This window comes from Salipiger bermudensis (assembly GCF_020171625.1).
Lineage (GTDB): Bacteria > Pseudomonadota > Alphaproteobacteria > Rhodobacterales > Rhodobacteraceae > Salipiger > Salipiger bermudensis_B.
Genome location: NZ_JAIUZY010000015.1, coordinates 83327 through 98028, shown reverse-complemented (window position 1 = coordinate 98028; position 14702 = coordinate 83327). Strand labels below are relative to the sequence as shown.

The window sequence follows — 14702 nt, the reverse complement described above, 5'->3', positions numbered from 1 at the left end:
ACCGAGATCTACACTCGGATTCACACTCTTTCCCTACACGACGCTCTTCCGATCTCTGTCGCGCCGCAGGCGCGCAATCGAGAAAAAGAGAGGGGGCTCTGCCCCCTCTTGGCGCTGTGCGCCAATTCACCCCCGAGGTATTTTTGAACCAAAGAAGACGGGGGCGTCTGGCTGGCGCCTAGAGAAGGTCGAGGACCTTTTCCGGGGGGCGGCCGAGGACGGCGCGGGTGCCTTCGATCGCGAGGGGGCGTTCGATGAGCCTCGGTTCGGCGGCCATGGCGCGCAGCAGGGTGTCGTCGTCGGCGGTCTTGCTCAGGCCCATCTCGCGGAAGGCGGGCTCCTTGGTTCGCATCATCTCGATCGCCGGCAGGGCCAGCGCGGTCCGGGCGGCCCTGAGTTCGTCGTAGGAGGGGGCGTCTTCGAGATACCGGCGGATCTCGGGGCGGACGCCGCGCGCTTCGAGCAGGGTGAGGGCTTCGCGGGATTTCGAGCAGCGCGGGTTGTGCCAGAGGATCACAGCCAGTCCTCCCGCCCGCTGCCCACCGCCTCGGCGACGCTGGCAAAGCCGTCCCGCTCGAGCAGCGCATCGAGGCCGCGCACGATCTCGGGCACGAGGCTCATGCCGCCGAAGACCAGCGCGGTATAGACCTGCAGGGCCGAGGCGCCGGCGCGGATCTTGGCATAGGCCTGCTCGGCCGAGCCCACGCCGCCGACGCCGATCAGCGGCAGCCGGCCCTCGGTGAGCTGCGACAGCCGCGCCAGAACGCGGGTGGATCTCTCGAACAGCGGCTGGCCCGAGAGCCCGCCCGCCTGCCCCGCGAAGGGCGAGCTCAGCCCCTCGCGCGAGAGCGTGGTGTTGGTGGCGATGATGCCGTCGATGCCGGAGGCCAGCGCCACCTCGGCCACGTCCGCCAGCCCCGCCTCGTCGAGATCCGGCGCGATCTTGAGGAAGACCGGGATCGGCCTCTCCAGCCCGTCGCGCGCCGCCAGCACGCCGGCGAGCAGCGCCGAAAGCGCCGCCTTGCCCTGCAGGTCGCGCAGCTTCTCGGTGTTGGGCGAGCTAACGTTGACCGTGGCGAAGTCCAGATCGCCGCCGCAGCGGGCCAGCACCTGCGCGAAATCCGCGGCGCGGTCGTCGCTGTCCTTGTTGGCGCCGAGATTGAGCCCCAGAACCATGTCGCGCGGGCGATGCGCGAGGCGACCGGCGATCGCCTCCATGCCGTCATTGTTGAAGCCGAAGCGGTTGATCGCCGCCTGCTCCTGCGTCAGGCGGAAGAGCCGCGGCTTGGGGTTGCCGGGCTGCGGGCGCGGCGTGGCGGCGCCGACCTCGACGAAGCCGAAGCCGGATTTCGTCAGCCCCGACAGCGCCTCTGCGTTCTTGTCGAAACCGGCGGCGAGGCCCACCGGGTTGACCAGCGAAAGACCGGCAACGCTGCAGCGCAGGCGCTCGGAGGTCAGCGCGCCCGCCGACGGCGCCAGCCCCCTCTTGAGCGCCAGCAGGGCGAGACCGTGGGCGGCCTCGGGGTCGATGCGGTGCAGCACCGCAAGGCCCGCGCGTTCGATCAGGCTCATGTCATGTCATCCGGGAAGATATGGCCGCCGAGGCCCAGCGGCAGCGGGCGCGACCAGCGCACGTCTGCAAGCCTCAGGGGGCCGTAGAGATGCGGGAACAGGGCGCCGCCGCGCGACGGCTCCCATTTGAGCGCGTCGCCGAGATCGTCGGACTCGAAGGCGAGGATGTAGAGCCCGTCCTCGTCGGCGAAATGCTTGGCAGCGGTCTCGCGCACCTGCGCGAGGGTCGAGAAATGGATATAGCCATCGGCCTCGTCCACCGGCGCCCCGGCGGTCTCGGCCTCGGCCTGCAGCGCGGCCCATTCACCGGACCTCAGGATTTTGTAGATCAGCATGATCCCCAGATGACCGCGAACGCGCCGTCGGTCAATCCCCGGCGGCGTCGCGGTGGGTCAGAGCCAGCGGCCGCAATGGCGGTGGATGCGGGGAATGATCCCCCAGATCATGCTGACGACGATGATCGGCACCATCACGAGATTGCGCTGCCAGATCTCCCAGCCCACGGTGAACGGGGCGAGGGCATAGATCAGGGCCGTCACCAGCGGATAGACCCCGAGAAACACGAAGATCGCGAGCCGGGTGCGGGAGGGGGGTCGGGGGGCTGCGGACATGGGCTGGTCCTTTGCGGATGTCTTTTGAAACGGAACGTACCGTTCTAGTAAGGGCTGGCCTTGGGTCTTGTAAAGACGTAAGACGTCACAAAAGCACCGGACCCACTGCCCATGACCGAAAAACGCGCGTCCATCGGCGCCCGCCGCAACCCCGAGACCGAGACCGCGGTGCTCGACGCCGCCGAGGCGCTGGTGGCGGAGAAGGGCATTTCGGGGCTGACCATGGAAGCGGTGGCCCGGCGCGCGCGCGCCGGCAAGGCGACGCTCTATCGCTGGTGGCCGACCCGCGGCGCGCTGCTGATGGCGGTCTACCAGCGCCAGAAGCGCATCGCGGGCTATCCCGACACCGGCACGCTCGAGGGCGATGTGAAGGGGGTGCTCGACACGCTCTTCGCGCATTGGGGCCGTCCGGAAGGCCGCATCTTCCGCCACATCATCGCGGCCTCGCAGTCTGACCCGGATGTGCTCGAGGCGCTGGAGGCCTACCGGCTCGGGCGGCTCGAGAGCCTTTCGGTGCTGTTCGAGCGGGCGCGGGCGCGCGGCGAGCTGTGCGCCGAGGTCCCGGCGGCCGAGATGGCGCGGGCGGTGATGGCGATGGCGTGGCTGCACCTTCTGGTGGGCCGCCTCGATGCCGATACCGCCAGCATGGCGCGCACGCTGGTGCGGGGCTGGACCGCCGGCTGACGCCCCACTGACACCCGCGCGCGCCCGGATCGCCGCGCGCCGAATGGGCGCCGCCAGCCGGGTTCGACGGGGCGCCGCTGCGTCAGGTGAAGCCGTGCTTTGACTCGCACGCGGAAGCGTTGCAACACTTCTGCCATAACACGCCCACAGAGAGGTTTTCCCCGATGACTTTCCGTCTGCTGACCAGCGCCGCCGCGCTTGCGCTTACCGCCGGCGCTGCGAGTGCCGAGTACTCGCTGACCATTCTGCACACCAACGATTTCCACGATCGCTGGGAGCCGATCAGCAAGTACGATTCGACCTGCGCGCCGGAAGAGAACGAGGCCGGAGAGTGCTTCGGCGGCATCGCGCGCCTTGTCTCCGCTGTCGAATCCCGCCGCGCCGAGGCCGAGGGCGACGTGCTGCTGCTCGACGCCGGGGACATGTTCCAGGGCTCGCTGTTCTTCACCCAGTACGGCGGAGACCTCGCCGCCGAGTTCATGACGGCGCTCGATTACGACGCCATGGCCGTCGGCAACCACGAGTTCGACAAGGGGCCCGAGGGGCTCGCAGCCTTCCTCGACAAGGTCACGTTCCCGGTGCTCTCGGCCAATATCGACGTCAGCGGTGTGCCCGATCTGGCGGGCCGGGTCGGCAAGTCGGTCCTCCTGCAGCCCGGCGGCGAGCAGATCGGCATCGTGTCGGTGCTGGCCGAGGACACGCCCGAGACCTCCTCGCCCGGCGACGCGGTGATCTTCTCGCCGATCATCGACGCGGCGCAGGCGCAGATCGACAGCCTGACCGAGGAGGGAGTCAACAAGATCATCCTGCTCACCCATGTCGGGCTCAACGCCGACATCCGTCTCGCCGAAGCGCTCACCGGGGCCGACCTGATCATCGGCGGTCACAGCCACACCCTGCTGGGCGACATGGACGACGCCCAGGGGCCCTATCCGACGATGGCCAATGACACGCCGATCGTCACCGCCTACGCCTATGGCAAGTATCTTGGCGAGGTCGTCGCGACCTTCGACGAAGACGGCAAACTCACCGAGCTGACCGGCGCCCCCGTGCTGCTGGACGCCTCGGTCGAGGAAGACGCTGACACCAAGGCCCGGGTGGACGAGCTCGCGGGTCCGCTCGAGGAGATGCGCGCCACCGTGGTGGCAGAAAGCTCCGAGCCGATCGAGGGCGCACGCGAGGTGTGCCGCGCCATGGAATGCCAGATGGGCAACCTCGTGTCCGACGCCATGCTCGACCGCGTGAAGGACCAGGGAATCCAGATCGCCATCCAGAACAGCGGTGGCGTGCGCGCCTCGATCGACGCGGGCGAGGTGACCATGGGCGAGGTGCTGACGGTGCTGCCGTTCCAGAACACGCTCTCGACCTTCCAGATCACTGGCGCCACGCTGGTGGAGGCGCTCGAGAACGGTGCCAGCCAGATGGACGAGGGCGCCGGCCGCTTCCCGCAGGTGGCTGGCCTGTCGTTCAGCGTCGATCCCTCCGCCGAGGCGGGCAGCCGGATCTCCGAGGTCATGGTCGGCGGCGAGCCGGTCGATCCCGAGGCCACTTATGGCGCGGTATCGAACAACTACGTGCGGAATGGCGGCGACGGCTACAAGATGTTCGTCGATGCCGAGAACGCCTACGATTTCGGCCCCGACCTCGCGGACGTGGTGGCCGAATACCTCGCCGCCAACGCCCCCTACACGCCTTACACCGATGGCCGAATCACCGTGACGGAATAAGCGCTCTGCTCCGAGAGCGTTAACCGGGCGCGCGGCATGATGTCCGCGCGCCCTTTTTCGTGCCCCAGGCCTTCCAATCGCCGGAAGACTCCCGAAAGCCGCGCCTGGCCGCCGGGGACGGCCTGCCTCCGGCGGGAGTATTTTCGACGAAGAGACGCCAGGGGCGCTGTGCCCATGTCTTCTTCTGGCCTGAAATATCCCGGGGGAGTCCGCGCCCTGCGCGGGCGGGGGCAGCGCCCCCTCCACAAAGGCCACGCCGTGCCGCGACGTCTCAAGGGGCTGCCAATGGCCACACGATCCTTCCGCTGCTAAGGCCATGCACATGAAGGATTTTGACACCTCGCGCTCCGCCGCCGACCTCGCCAATCACCAGGCTCGGCTCTTCGCCCAGGCGCTGGCCGAGCGCATCAAACCGATGGGGCTGGCACCGGCGCAGTTCAAATGCCTGCTCGAACTCTGGCGCGAAGAGGGGCTGACCCAGCGCGACCTCATGCAGCGACTGAATGTCGAACAGGCGACGATGGCCAACACGCTCAAGCGCATGGAGCGCGACGGGCTGATCGAGCGCCGCGCCCACGAGGGCGACGCCCGCACCCGCACCATTCACCTGACCGGACGCGCCCGGGACCTTCAGGGGCCGGCCCAGGCCGAGGCGCACGCGGTCAATGCCCGCGCCACCGCCGGGATGAGCGCGCAGGAGCGCAGCCTCTACCTCGATCTCATGGCCCGGGCCGTGGCGGCGTTGCGCAGGTAGGCCGCCCGGGGGCTGGAAACGCGCGGCGATCTGCAGCAGTCTTGCCGGCAGGGCCACCCGGCCCATGTGCCCGTTCCGGAGTCGCCGATGGATCATCCGCTGATCGACCTGATCAACGCCCGCATCGCCAAGGCCGAAGGCGAGGGGGCGTTCGACAACCTCCCCGGGGCCGGCAAGCCCCTGCCGGCCTGCGACGATCCCGAGGGCGCGGTGATGACGCGCATCCTCAAGGACAACGGCGCGGTGCCCGAGTTCGTCTCGCTCTCGCGCGAGCTGGCACGGCTGCGCGAGGAGCTGCGCGAGACCGCCGACCGCAGCGAACGGCGGCGCATGATGCAGGAGATGTCGCTGCTCGAGGCGAAGATCGCCATCGCCCGCAAGGCGCGCTGAGGCTTGGACAATCCCCCGGCGCCGTGTCAGGGTCGCGGCCGCATCAAGGAGGGCCGTGCCGGATGGTCAGCGTCAAGGAACAGTACGAAACCTATCCCTATCCCGAGCGCGATCCAGAGGACGAGAAGACCCGGCTGATCACCGGCTCCCCGTCGCACCCGCTCGAGATGGATCACTTCCTGTGGCGCGGCCGGCGCGACTGGTCGCAGCCGTTGAAGGTGCTGGTCGCCGGCGGCGGCACCGGCGACGGGCTGATCCAGCTCGCCACGTTGCTCGACAAGGCCGGCGCCGCGGCCGAGATCACCTATCTCGATCTCTCCACCGCCTCGCGCGAGGTGGCCGAGACGCGCGCCAAGGTGCGCGGGCTGACCAGCATCACCTTTCACACCGCAAGCCTGCTCGATGCCGCCGAGTATGGCCCTTTCGATTACATTGACTGCTGCGGCGTGCTGCATCATCTGCCCGACCCGGCCGAGGGCTTCCGCGCCCTGCGCGCGGCGCTGGCGCCCGGGGGCGGGATGGGCTTCATGGTCTACGCGCCCTATGGCCGCTCGGGCGTCTATCCGCTGCAGGAGGCGTTCGGCGCGCTGTTCGAGGGCCTGCCCGCGGCGGAGCGGCTCGAGCGCGCCAAGACCATCGCCGCGACGCTGCCCGAGGGGCACCCCTTCGCCAGCAACCGCAATCTCGGCGACCACCACAAGAGCGACGCGGGCTTCTACGACCTGTTACTGCACGGGCAGGACCGGGCCTTCAGCGTGCCCGATCTGCTCGACATTCTCGGCCAGACCGGCTGGGCGCTCGCCTCGTTCACCACGCCGGCGATCTACGATCTGGCGCAGATCACCGAGGTGCCCGCGGGCATGGACCGGGCGCAGCAGATGGCGGTGGCCGAGAAGCTGCGCGGCACCATCCGGATGCACACCGCCTATGCGGTGCCCGAGGGCAGCGAGGCGACCATCGCGAAAGGCACCGACCGCAGCCTCGTGCCGCATCTGCGCGGGGTGCAGCGCCAGCCGCTCGCCAAGGCCGTGGCGCAGGGCCGCAGCCTGCCGCTGCGCATCGGCCAGCTGTCCGCCGAGATTACCCTGCCGCGGGGCGCGGCGCCGGTGCTGGCGGCGATCGACGGACGCCGCAGCCTGACCGAGATCGCCCGCGCGGCGCGCTTCGACGCGCTGGGATTCGGCACCGTCTGGGCGCAGGTCGAGGCGGCGCTGGCGCCCTGGGGGCTTTTGCTCTATTCCGGGTTGCTCCAAACGGCTGGGCGGGCGCCCCGCTGACCGCCGCGGGGGTCGGAACGTTGCGTCGTGACGGGGCTGCCGTAACGTCCCTGTGCCTTGCGCCGAGGCCCGTTCCTTCTCAGACTGGGACGCGAGGAGAACATCGCCCGGCGCCGTCCGGGCTCGAGGGAGGAGCCACACCATGAGCTTTGCGTCCGTGAGCGACCGCAACGCGATCGAAGCCGAGATGCCGTGGGCGGAACGCGATGTTCCCGCCACGCTCTGGGGCCAGCTGAGCCGCACGGCAACGGCCTTCCCCGATCGTCCGGCGGTCAGCTACCAGATGTTCTCGGGCCCCAAGGACAAGGCCGAGACCATCACGTGGGCGCAGCTGCGCGACCGCACGGCGCAGGCGGCCAACCTGTTCCGCAGCCTCGGAATCGGCGAGACCGACGTGGTCGCCTACGTGCTGCCGAACTGCAACGAGACGCTCTACACCCTGCTGGGCGGCGCGGTGGCGGGGATCGTGAACCCGATCAACCCGCTGCTCGAGCCCGAGCAGATCGCCGCCATTCTGCGCGAGACCAACGCCAAGGTGGTGGTGACGCTCAAGCCCTTCCCCAAGACCGACGTGTCGCAGAAGGTGGCCGAGGCCTGCCGCCACGCGCCGCATGTGCACACCGTGCTCGAGATCGACCTCAACCGGTATCTCACGCCGCCGAAATCGTGGATCGTGCCACTGATCCGCCCCAAGCCCGGCGGCCATCCCCACGCCGACGTGCTGTGCTTCAACAAGGAACTGCGCAAGCAGCCGACCGAGCTCGGGTTCGCCGACAGCAAGGGCGACCGCGTCGCGGCCTATTTCCATACCGGCGGCACCACCGGGATGCCCAAGGTGGCGCAGCATCTCTATTCGGGGATGCTCTACAACGGCTGGCTTGGCCACAACCTGCTGTTCGACGAGAACGACAACATCATGTGCCCCCTGCCGCTGTTCCACGTCTTCGCGGTGCACGTGATCCTGATGTCGGCGATCTGCTCCGGCGCGCACGTGGTCTTCCCGACGCCCGCTGGCTATCGCGGCGATGGCGTGTTCGACAATTTCTGGAAGCTCTGCGAGCGCTGGAAGATCACCTTCGTGATCACCGTGCCCACCGCCGTCTCGGCGCTGATGCAGCGCAAGGTCGACGCCGACATCTCGAGCGTGCAGGTGGCCTTCTCCGGCTCGGCCCCGATGCCGCTGGAGCTGTTCAAGCGCTTCGAGAGCGCCTGCGGCGTCACCATCTGCGAGGGCTACGGGCTGACCGAGGCGACCTGTCTGGTCTCGGTGAACCCGCCGGAGGGGAAGAAGAAGGTCGGCTCGATCGGCATCCCCTTCCCCTATACCCACGTCAAGATCGTCAAGCAGACGCCGGAGGGGCCGCGGGAATGCGACACCGACGAGGTCGGCGAGATCTGTGTTGCCAACCCGGGCGTCTATGCCGGCTCGACCTATACCGAAGAGGACAAGAACCACGAGCTCTTCCACGAGGGCATCTACCTGCGCACCGGCGATCTGGGCCGCGTCGATGACGAGGGCTATCTCTGGATCACCGGCCGGGCCAAGGACCTGATCATCCGCGGCGGCCACAACATCGATCCGGCCGAGATCGAGGAGGCGCTGCTGGCGCACCCGGCGGTGGCCTTCGCCGGCGCCATCGGTCAGCCCGACGCCCATGCCGGCGAGCTGCCCTGCGCCTTCGTGGAACTGGTGGGGGATGCCACCGTCACCGAAGATGAACTGATGAAGCACGCGCGCGTGCACATCCACGAGCGCGCCGCCTATCCCAAGCACATGACCATCCTGCCCGAGCTTCCGAAGACCGCGGTGGGCAAGGTGTTCAAGCCGCAGCTGCGGATGCTGGCGATCGAGCGGGTCTACAACGCCGCGCTCGAGGCGGCGGGGCTGCCGGCGCGGGTGGTCAAGGTGATCGACGATCGCAAGCGTGGTCTGGTGGCGCAGGTCGACCGCAACGGCGCAGAGCAGGAGGCGGTGCGCCAGTGCCTTGGCGCCTTCACCCGCCCGTGGGACTGGGCCACGGACCGCAATACCGCGGCCGAGTAGCCCTCGTGCCGCGCGGGCGGCTCAGGCCGCCCGGGGGATAAGCCTCGGAAAGGGGAGTCAGCCCGCGTCGCGGGCGCAGAAGATCTCGTAAAGCAGGCCGATGACCCTGCGGGTGTCCGCGTTGGCGAGGCTGTAATAGATCGTCTTGCCCTCGCGCCGGGTGGTCACAAGCTCTTCTTCGCGCAGGCGGGCGAGCATCTGGCTCACCGCGGCCTGCCGCGTGTCCAGCAACTGCTCGAGCTCCCCAACCGATTTCTCGCCTGTCCCCAGATGGCACAGGATCATCAGCCGGCCTTCATGCGCCAGCGTCTTGAGATAGGCCGCGGCACTGCGCGCGTTCTCGGCCATTTCCTTCGGCGGGGGGACAACAGGGGTCTGATCGGTCACTTTGCGGGCTCACTTTGCGAATGCTGCATATATAGCATGTCCCGCAACGATTGCGAGATCGCGCCAAGGTTTGCGGGGGAGGGCAGCGCCCGAGTGCCGCCCCGATGACCCCGCCTGCCTAGTCGCGCGCCACCGCGGCGACGAAACGCCCGAGCGCCTCCTGCGTGAGCCTGTGGTCCGGCCCGGTCGGGTCGCGGTCCATTCGCAGCGTGGCGAGGGCGCGCGCGTGCATCAGGGCGGCCCCCGTGCCCAGCATGAGCTGGGGCAGGGCCAGCCATTCGGTGAAGCGCGCCGCCGGCCCGCACTGGGCGCTCGGGAACATGCTGCGCATCGCCGAGGAGTGCACCCAGAGGGAGGCCAAGGCCGCGGCCTCGGTGCCTGTCTCGCCCGGCGCACGGATCAGCGTCAGCGCCTGCGTGAGCTGTGCCGCCCAGTCGGCGATGGCCCGCGGGCCGCTGCGCTCTTCGCGCCAGTCGCAGCCCGGATCTGCAAGGTTGAGCGCCTCGGCCAGCGCCGCGCGCAGCTCCGTATTGTCGCCAAGAGAGACGCAGAGCGCGCGCTCGCGCAGCTCGGGCAAGGCGTCGCGCAACGGCAGCAGCGCGCGCCCACAGGTCAGCGCCTCGCAGGGGTGGCGGTCGCTGCGCGCCAGCGTCACGAGTTGATCCAGCAGCGCATTGAGCGCCTCGTCGCAGAGCGTCAGCGCCTGCCGCAGCCGCAGCATCAGCGCGCTGTCCTCGATGTCCTCGGGGCGCGTGTCATGGGCGAGGTAGCGGGCGTATTCTGGCGCCTGCATCAGGCCGCCAAAGGCCTCGACCAACGCCGGCACCGTGCTGCCGTCCCGCGCCGCCTGCTCCGCCAGCCCGCGCGGATCGACTTGCAGCTCGAGCGAAGCGCGGTGAATCGCCTTGGCCGCGGTCTCGGGAATCTGGCTCGCGGCGCCCTGCACCTTGGCCAGCGTGCCAAGCACGATCATCATCGCGCGGATCTCGGCGCTGTCCGAGAACAGCTTGCCGATCTCGCCGGCGGCGAAGAGCTTGTGCAAATGGGCGCTGTCGAATGGCGTGGCGGTCATGGCGTCCTCCTGCGAATGGCGCTCCCCCTATAGTGGGGCGCCGGTGGCGTGGCCAGTGCAGGTTGCGCCTCAGGACGCAGCGATGTCCGCAAGCAGCGAGGCGAGCGCTTCGGGGGTCGCGAGGAAGGGCGAATGCGACCACGGTCTCTCGTGGACGTCGCTCGACGGCAGCGGCTCTGCCATCCTGCGCTGGTCGCGCGGCGGGATCGCGCGATCCTCGCTGCACAGGATGTAGCTGCGCGGGACAGAGGCGATGGCGCCGGTGAGCGTGACCGGCTCGGCCTGCGGGCGGATCGCCTGCGGCACCAGCCGGTCCAGCGCATAGGCGCGATCCGCGGTGCTGCAATCATGGTAGAACAGCTCCGGCGCCATGGCGGGATCGAAACGGAAGGTCACGCCGTCGGGGGCGCGGCGGATCGCGGGCAGCAGCGGCTGCTCGGCCTGTGCGCGGCGCAGACCGGCGACGCTGTCACCGTCCTCGGGCCGGTAGGCGCAGAGATAGACCAGACGCTGCACCCGGTCCGGGGCGCGGTCGGCGGCGCCGGTGGCGGGGACTCCGGCCATGGAATGCGCCACCACGAGGGCGGGCTCGGGCAGGGCGGCGAGGATGGCGTCGATATAGTCCTGCAGGCCGATCGCGGCCGCCGGGGTCGGGTCCGCGCCGTGCGACGGCAGGTCGATGGCGGTGACCGCGTGGCCATGCGCGATCAGCGCGGGCACCACGTCGCGCCAGCACCACGCCCCGTGCGAGGCACCATGCACCAGCAGGAACCGCGCCATCAGAGATGCCCCTGCGCGGTCAGGAACGCGCTCAGCACCGCTGCATACGCGTCTGCCGCCTCGACGCAGGCGAGGTGCCCGGCGCCACGGATCAGCTGGAACTGCGCGCCGGGGATCAGCTCGGTGGTCTCGCGCACCAGATCCGGCGGGGTCGAGCCGTCCTCCGAGGCCGCGATGCCGAGCGCAGCGAGCCGCAGTCCGGAGGTCGGGGTGATGAAATCGGTGCCGGCGATGGCGTGGCAGCAGCCGAGATAGCCCTGCACCGGGCTGCGCTCGAGCATGTGGCGCCACACCGCGAACTCGGGCGTCGCCCGGAACCGCGCCGAGAACCAGCGCTGCAGGGTGCCCTCGGCCAGTGCCGCGACGCCGCCAGCCTCGACCTGCGCGATGCGCTGCTCCCAGATCGCCCGCGTGCCGATCTTGCAGGCGGTGTTCGACAGCACCAGCGCGCGCACCAGATCGAGCCGCTTGGCCGCCAGCCCCTGCGCGATCATGCCACCGAGCGAGAGCCCCACGACCACCGCGTCGCGCATCTCCACATGCGCCATCAGCTGCTCGGCGTCGCGCACCAGAGTGCCCATTGAATAGGGCCCCTCGGGCGCATCCGAGAGCCCGTGTCCGCGCGTATCGTAGCGCAGGATCCGCAGCCCCTCGGGGAGCTGGTCGACCACCCGGTCCCAGATCCTCAGATCGGTGCCGAGCGCGTTCAGGAACACCAGCGGCGCGCCGTCCTCTGGTCCGTCGATGCGGTAATGCAGGCGGACACCGCCCAGATCGGCCATCTGCATGGAGACCCTCCTGTCGTTCGCGGCGACCCTACCGTCCCCCGCCTCCCGAGGGAAGCCAAGCCGCAGCGCGCTCATCTCCTCTACGTCCGAATACTCCCGCCGGAGGCGTCCACCCGCCCCACCGGATGCACCGCCGGACCCGCCCCGACCTTTTCACGCCCGAAGCGCAGGCCCCCCGCCAAAGCGCAGCACCCCCATCTTCTCTACGTCCCAAATACTCCCGCCGGAGGCGTCCCCACGCCCCACCGGATGCTCCGCTGGAGCCGTCCCGACGAGCACGCCACCCCAAGCGAAGTCCCCCGCCAAAGCGCAGCACCCCGATCTTCTCTATGTCCCAAATACTCCCGCCGGAGGCATCCCACCGCCCCGCCTGGCGGTCCGCCGGGACATACGGCCCGCCGGCGGACTAAACAAAAAAAGACCCCGAGGCAGTTTGCACTGCCCCGGGGCCTCTCTGTGTCTCGAATGCACCCGTCGGAAGCTTCCGCCCCCGTCACCGGGCGCACCGGTCAGGCAATCTCGACCAGCTCGATGTCGAAGGTCAGGTCCTTGCCCGCCAGCGGGTGGTTGGCGTCGAGGGTGACCTCGGTCTCGGTCACCTCGGCGACCACCACCTGCACGGTCTGGCCGGTGGGCGTCTGGACCTGCAGCTGGGTGCCGAGATCGAGCGGGATGTGGTCCGGGATCTCGGTGCGCGGCACCTGCTGGACGGCCTCGGGGTGGACCTCGCCATAGGCCTCTTCCGAGGCGATCTCGACGGTTTTCTTGTCGCCGGGCGCCATGCCGGGCATCGCCTTGTCGAGGCCGGGAATGATCTGGCCGGAGCCGACGGTGAACTCCAGCGGATCGCGGCCGTCGCTCGAATCGAAGGTGGTGCCGTCGGACAGGGTGCCGGTGTAGTGAATGCGAACGGTGTCGCCGGTCTTGACCTGCGTCATGAGAAACTCCGTGTCTTTTCGGGAAGATAATGCGTGAATTGACGAGGCCGCCGGGGGCGGGTGCTCGTGTCGATCCCCACAAAGCTAACCATCCACTTCCCGGATTGCAAACGGACGCCCTGAATTCTCCTTTAAACACTGCCGTTGCCGTGCAAGTTTTCCGCCGGGAGGACGCTTGCATGACCATCACCACCTGCATTTTCGACGCCTATGGCACGCTGTTCGACGTGGCGAGCGCGGCGCGGCGCAAGGCCGAGCAGCCCGGGCAGGGGGCTCTTGCGGCGGTCTGGGTCGGGCTGGCCGAGGACTGGCGGCGCAAGCAGCTGGAATACTCCTGGCTGCGGGCGATCACCGGCGAGCACGTGCCGTTCTGGCAGGTGACGCAGGATGCTCTCGACTGGGCGATGGAGCGCCACGGGCTTGACGATCTCGAACTGCGGGAGGAGCTTCTTGCGCTTTACTGGCAGCTCGCCCCCTACCGGGAGGTGCCGAAGCTTCTGGCGCAACTCAAGGCGCAGGGAAAGACCTGCGCCATCCTGTCCAATGGCTCGCCGGACATGCTCGAGGGGGCGGTCGACAGCGCCGGGATCGGGCTTTATCTCGACGCGGTGCTCTCGGTCGAGGAGGTCGGCGTCTTCAAGCCCGCCCGCGCGGTCTATGACATGGTCGGCGACCGGTTCGGAACCGAACCGTCCGAGGTGCTGTTTGTCTCCTCGAACGGATGGGACGCGGCTGGTGCCGCGGGGTATGGCTTCACCACTGCCTGGGTCAACCGCGCCGGCGTGCCGGTGGACCGGCTGCCGGCGCGCCCGAGCCACGTCCTGACCGACCTGACCACGATCCCGGAGATACTCTGATGCCGCATTTCACCACCTCGGACGGTCTGTCGCTGCACTATACCGACGAGGGCACGGGCCTGCCGCTGCTCTGCCTCTCGGGGCTGACCCGCGACGGGCGGGATTTCGACTATGTAGCCCCGCATCTCGAACAGGTGCGGCTGATCCGGATGGATTACCGTGGGCGGGGCCAGTCGGAGTGGGGCGATCACAGCCAGTACACCGTCCCGGTCGAGGCCCGCGACGCGCTGGAGCTGCTCGACCACCTCGGGCTCGAGAGCGCCGCGGTGCTCGGCACCTCGCGCGGGGGGCTGATCGCGATGCTGCTCGCCGCCACCGCCAAGGAGCGGCTGACCGGCGTGGCGCTGAACGATATCGGCCCCGAGATCGCCCCGGCGGGGCTGGCGGTGATCGAGGCCTATCTCGGTCGCAACCCGGCCTTCGGCACGCTCGAGGAGGCGGCGATCGCGTTCTCGACCCTGCTGACGCAGTTCGAGGGCGTTCCGATGACGCGCTGGCGGGCCGAGGTCGAAAAGTTCTTCCGCGAGACGCCAGACGGGCTGGAGATCGTCTACGATCCGCGCCTGCGCGACGCGGTTCTGGGCGAGGGCGCGCAGCCTGCGGCGGACATGTGGCCGCTCTTCGATGCGCTCAAGGGGCTGCCGCTCTGCGCCATCCGCGGGGCCAATTCCGACCTGCTGACGCCCGGGACCTTTGCCGAGATGCAGCACCGGCGCCCGGACATGATCGCAGTCGAGGTGCCTGGGCGGGGCCACATTCCCTATCTCGACGAGCCCGAAGCGCTCGATGCCTTGACGCGCTGGCTGGCGATGCTGCGCTGA

17 protein-coding genes are annotated in these 14702 nt (G+C 69.2%); 8 read left to right on the top strand and 9 right to left on the bottom strand.

Annotated elements, in window-relative coordinates:
• Nucleotides 1–178: 178 nt before the first annotated feature.
• From arsC to LCM15_RS20275, 4 genes are read right to left on the bottom strand one after another with little or no spacing between them, the layout of a single operon-like run.
• Nucleotides 179–517: an arsenate reductase (glutaredoxin) gene (gene arsC / locus LCM15_RS20290; protein WP_224859646.1), complete on the bottom strand. Its 339-nt coding sequence runs from the start codon at nucleotides 515–517 to the stop codon at nucleotides 179–181.
• Nucleotides 514–1572, bottom strand: a complete 1059-nt coding sequence (locus tag LCM15_RS20285) for a quinone-dependent dihydroorotate dehydrogenase (protein ID WP_224859645.1) — start codon at nucleotides 1570–1572, stop codon at nucleotides 514–516. The genes arsC and LCM15_RS20285 overlap by 4 nt, the downstream gene beginning before the upstream one ends.
• The gene (locus LCM15_RS20280; RefSeq protein ID WP_224859644.1) at nucleotides 1569–1907 is read right to left on the bottom strand and encodes a DUF952 domain-containing protein; all 339 of its coding nucleotides are present in this window, start codon (nucleotides 1905–1907) and stop codon (nucleotides 1569–1571) included. The genes LCM15_RS20285 and LCM15_RS20280 overlap by 4 nt, the downstream gene beginning before the upstream one ends.
• A gap of 57 nt (nucleotides 1908–1964) precedes the next feature.
• Complete coding sequence (locus tag LCM15_RS20275) at nucleotides 1965–2183, bottom strand: hypothetical protein (RefSeq protein ID WP_224859643.1); 219 nt, start codon at nucleotides 2181–2183, stop codon at nucleotides 1965–1967.
• Nucleotides 2184–2294: 111 nt separating this feature from the next.
• On the opposite strand from LCM15_RS20275, the gene LCM15_RS20270 reads away from it, so the two are divergent.
• The 6 genes from LCM15_RS20270 to LCM15_RS20245 all read left to right on the top strand — a co-directional run bounded on the left by LCM15_RS20270 (nucleotide 2295) and on the right by LCM15_RS20245 (nucleotide 9059).
• Nucleotides 2295–2867 (top strand): TetR/AcrR family transcriptional regulator, encoded by a 573-nt coding sequence (locus LCM15_RS20270; protein ID WP_224859642.1) that lies wholly within the window; start codon nucleotides 2295–2297, stop codon nucleotides 2865–2867.
• Between the two features lie 164 nt (nucleotides 2868–3031).
• Nucleotides 3032–4594 carry a bifunctional metallophosphatase/5'-nucleotidase gene (locus tag LCM15_RS20265; protein WP_224859641.1) on the top strand — a complete coding sequence of 521 codons (1563 nt, stop codon included), beginning with the start codon at nucleotides 3032–3034 and terminating at the stop codon, nucleotides 4592–4594.
• A 322-nt stretch (nucleotides 4595–4916) separates the two neighbouring features.
• A complete protein-coding gene (locus LCM15_RS20260) occupies nucleotides 4917–5348 on the top strand; it encodes a MarR family winged helix-turn-helix transcriptional regulator (RefSeq protein WP_224859640.1) in 432 nt (143 codons plus the stop codon).
• A gap of 87 nt (nucleotides 5349–5435) precedes the next feature.
• Nucleotides 5436–5738: a DUF1992 domain-containing protein gene (locus LCM15_RS20255; RefSeq protein ID WP_224859639.1), complete on the top strand. Its 303-nt coding sequence runs from the start codon at nucleotides 5436–5438 to the stop codon at nucleotides 5736–5738.
• Nucleotides 5739–5800: 62 nt separating this feature from the next.
• Entirely contained in the window at nucleotides 5801–7015 is a 1215-nt protein-coding gene (locus LCM15_RS20250) for a class I SAM-dependent methyltransferase (protein WP_224859638.1), read from the top strand.
• Nucleotides 7016–7157: 142 nt separating this feature from the next.
• Nucleotides 7158–9059, top strand: a complete 1902-nt coding sequence (locus LCM15_RS20245) for an acyl-CoA synthetase (RefSeq protein ID WP_224859637.1) — start codon at nucleotides 7158–7160, stop codon at nucleotides 9057–9059.
• A gap of 57 nt (nucleotides 9060–9116) precedes the next feature.
• On the opposite strand, the gene LCM15_RS20240 is transcribed toward LCM15_RS20245, so the two are convergent.
• From LCM15_RS20240 to LCM15_RS20220, 5 genes are all read right to left on the bottom strand, one after another.
• On the bottom strand, nucleotides 9117–9407 hold the full coding sequence (locus LCM15_RS20240; RefSeq protein WP_224859650.1) for an ArsR/SmtB family transcription factor: 291 nt from the start codon (nucleotides 9405–9407) through the stop codon (nucleotides 9117–9119).
• A 157-nt stretch (nucleotides 9408–9564) separates the two neighbouring features.
• Nucleotides 9565–10518: a hypothetical protein gene (locus tag LCM15_RS20235; RefSeq protein ID WP_224859636.1), complete on the bottom strand. Its 954-nt coding sequence runs from the start codon at nucleotides 10516–10518 to the stop codon at nucleotides 9565–9567.
• 69 nt (nucleotides 10519–10587) lie between these two features.
• On the bottom strand, nucleotides 10588–11298 hold the full coding sequence (locus tag LCM15_RS20230; RefSeq protein ID WP_224859635.1) for an alpha/beta fold hydrolase: 711 nt from the start codon (nucleotides 11296–11298) through the stop codon (nucleotides 10588–10590).
• Nucleotides 11298–12086, bottom strand: a complete 789-nt coding sequence (gene pcaD / locus LCM15_RS20225) for a 3-oxoadipate enol-lactonase (protein WP_224859634.1) — start codon at nucleotides 12084–12086, stop codon at nucleotides 11298–11300. The genes LCM15_RS20230 and pcaD overlap by 1 nt, the downstream gene beginning before the upstream one ends.
• Nucleotides 12087–12595: 509 nt before the next feature.
• The gene (locus tag LCM15_RS20220; protein ID WP_224859633.1) at nucleotides 12596–13024 is read right to left on the bottom strand and encodes an FKBP-type peptidyl-prolyl cis-trans isomerase; all 429 of its coding nucleotides are present in this window, start codon (nucleotides 13022–13024) and stop codon (nucleotides 12596–12598) included.
• A gap of 179 nt (nucleotides 13025–13203) precedes the next feature.
• Between LCM15_RS20220 and LCM15_RS20215 the strand changes: the two genes are divergently transcribed.
• Both LCM15_RS20215 and LCM15_RS20210 read left to right on the top strand, forming a co-directional pair.
• Nucleotides 13204–13881, top strand: a complete 678-nt coding sequence (locus LCM15_RS20215; RefSeq protein WP_224859632.1) for a haloacid dehalogenase type II — start codon at nucleotides 13204–13206, stop codon at nucleotides 13879–13881.
• Nucleotides 13881–14702 (top strand): alpha/beta fold hydrolase, encoded by an 822-nt coding sequence (locus LCM15_RS20210; protein WP_224859631.1) that lies wholly within the window; start codon nucleotides 13881–13883, stop codon nucleotides 14700–14702. The genes LCM15_RS20215 and LCM15_RS20210 overlap by 1 nt, the downstream gene beginning before the upstream one ends.

Excerpts from the sequence above, each read along its gene's own strand:
- LCM15_RS20285 (WP_224859645.1), bottom strand. The coding sequence starts at position 1,572 with ATGAGCCTGATCGAACGCGCGGGCCTTGCGGTGCTGCACCGCATCGAC.
- LCM15_RS20280 (WP_224859644.1), bottom strand. The coding sequence starts at position 1,907 with ATGCTGATCTACAAAATCCTGAGGTCCGGTGAATGGGCCGCGCTGCAG.
- LCM15_RS20275 (WP_224859643.1), bottom strand. The coding sequence starts at position 2,183 with ATGTCCGCAGCCCCCCGACCCCCCTCCCGCACCCGGCTCGCGATCTTC.
- LCM15_RS20270 (WP_224859642.1), top strand. The coding sequence starts at position 2,295 with ATGACCGAAAAACGCGCGTCCATCGGCGCCCGCCGCAACCCCGAGACC.
- LCM15_RS20265 (WP_224859641.1), top strand. The coding sequence starts at position 3,032 with ATGACTTTCCGTCTGCTGACCAGCGCCGCCGCGCTTGCGCTTACCGCC.
- LCM15_RS20260 (WP_224859640.1), top strand. The coding sequence starts at position 4,917 with ATGAAGGATTTTGACACCTCGCGCTCCGCCGCCGACCTCGCCAATCAC.
- LCM15_RS20255 (WP_224859639.1), top strand. The coding sequence starts at position 5,436 with ATGGATCATCCGCTGATCGACCTGATCAACGCCCGCATCGCCAAGGCC.
- LCM15_RS20250 (WP_224859638.1), top strand. The coding sequence starts at position 5,801 with ATGGTCAGCGTCAAGGAACAGTACGAAACCTATCCCTATCCCGAGCGC.
- LCM15_RS20245 (WP_224859637.1), top strand. The coding sequence starts at position 7,158 with ATGAGCTTTGCGTCCGTGAGCGACCGCAACGCGATCGAAGCCGAGATG.
- LCM15_RS20240 (WP_224859650.1), bottom strand. The coding sequence starts at position 9,407 with ATGGCCGAGAACGCGCGCAGTGCCGCGGCCTATCTCAAGACGCTGGCG.
- LCM15_RS20235 (WP_224859636.1), bottom strand. The coding sequence starts at position 10,518 with ATGACCGCCACGCCATTCGACAGCGCCCATTTGCACAAGCTCTTCGCC.
- LCM15_RS20230 (WP_224859635.1), bottom strand. The coding sequence starts at position 11,298 with ATGGCGCGGTTCCTGCTGGTGCATGGTGCCTCGCACGGGGCGTGGTGC.
- pcaD (WP_224859634.1), bottom strand. The coding sequence starts at position 12,086 with ATGCAGATGGCCGATCTGGGCGGTGTCCGCCTGCATTACCGCATCGAC.
- LCM15_RS20220 (WP_224859633.1), bottom strand. The coding sequence starts at position 13,024 with ATGACGCAGGTCAAGACCGGCGACACCGTTCGCATTCACTACACCGGC.
- LCM15_RS20215 (WP_224859632.1), top strand. The coding sequence starts at position 13,204 with ATGACCATCACCACCTGCATTTTCGACGCCTATGGCACGCTGTTCGAC.
- LCM15_RS20210 (WP_224859631.1), top strand. The coding sequence starts at position 13,881 with ATGCCGCATTTCACCACCTCGGACGGTCTGTCGCTGCACTATACCGAC.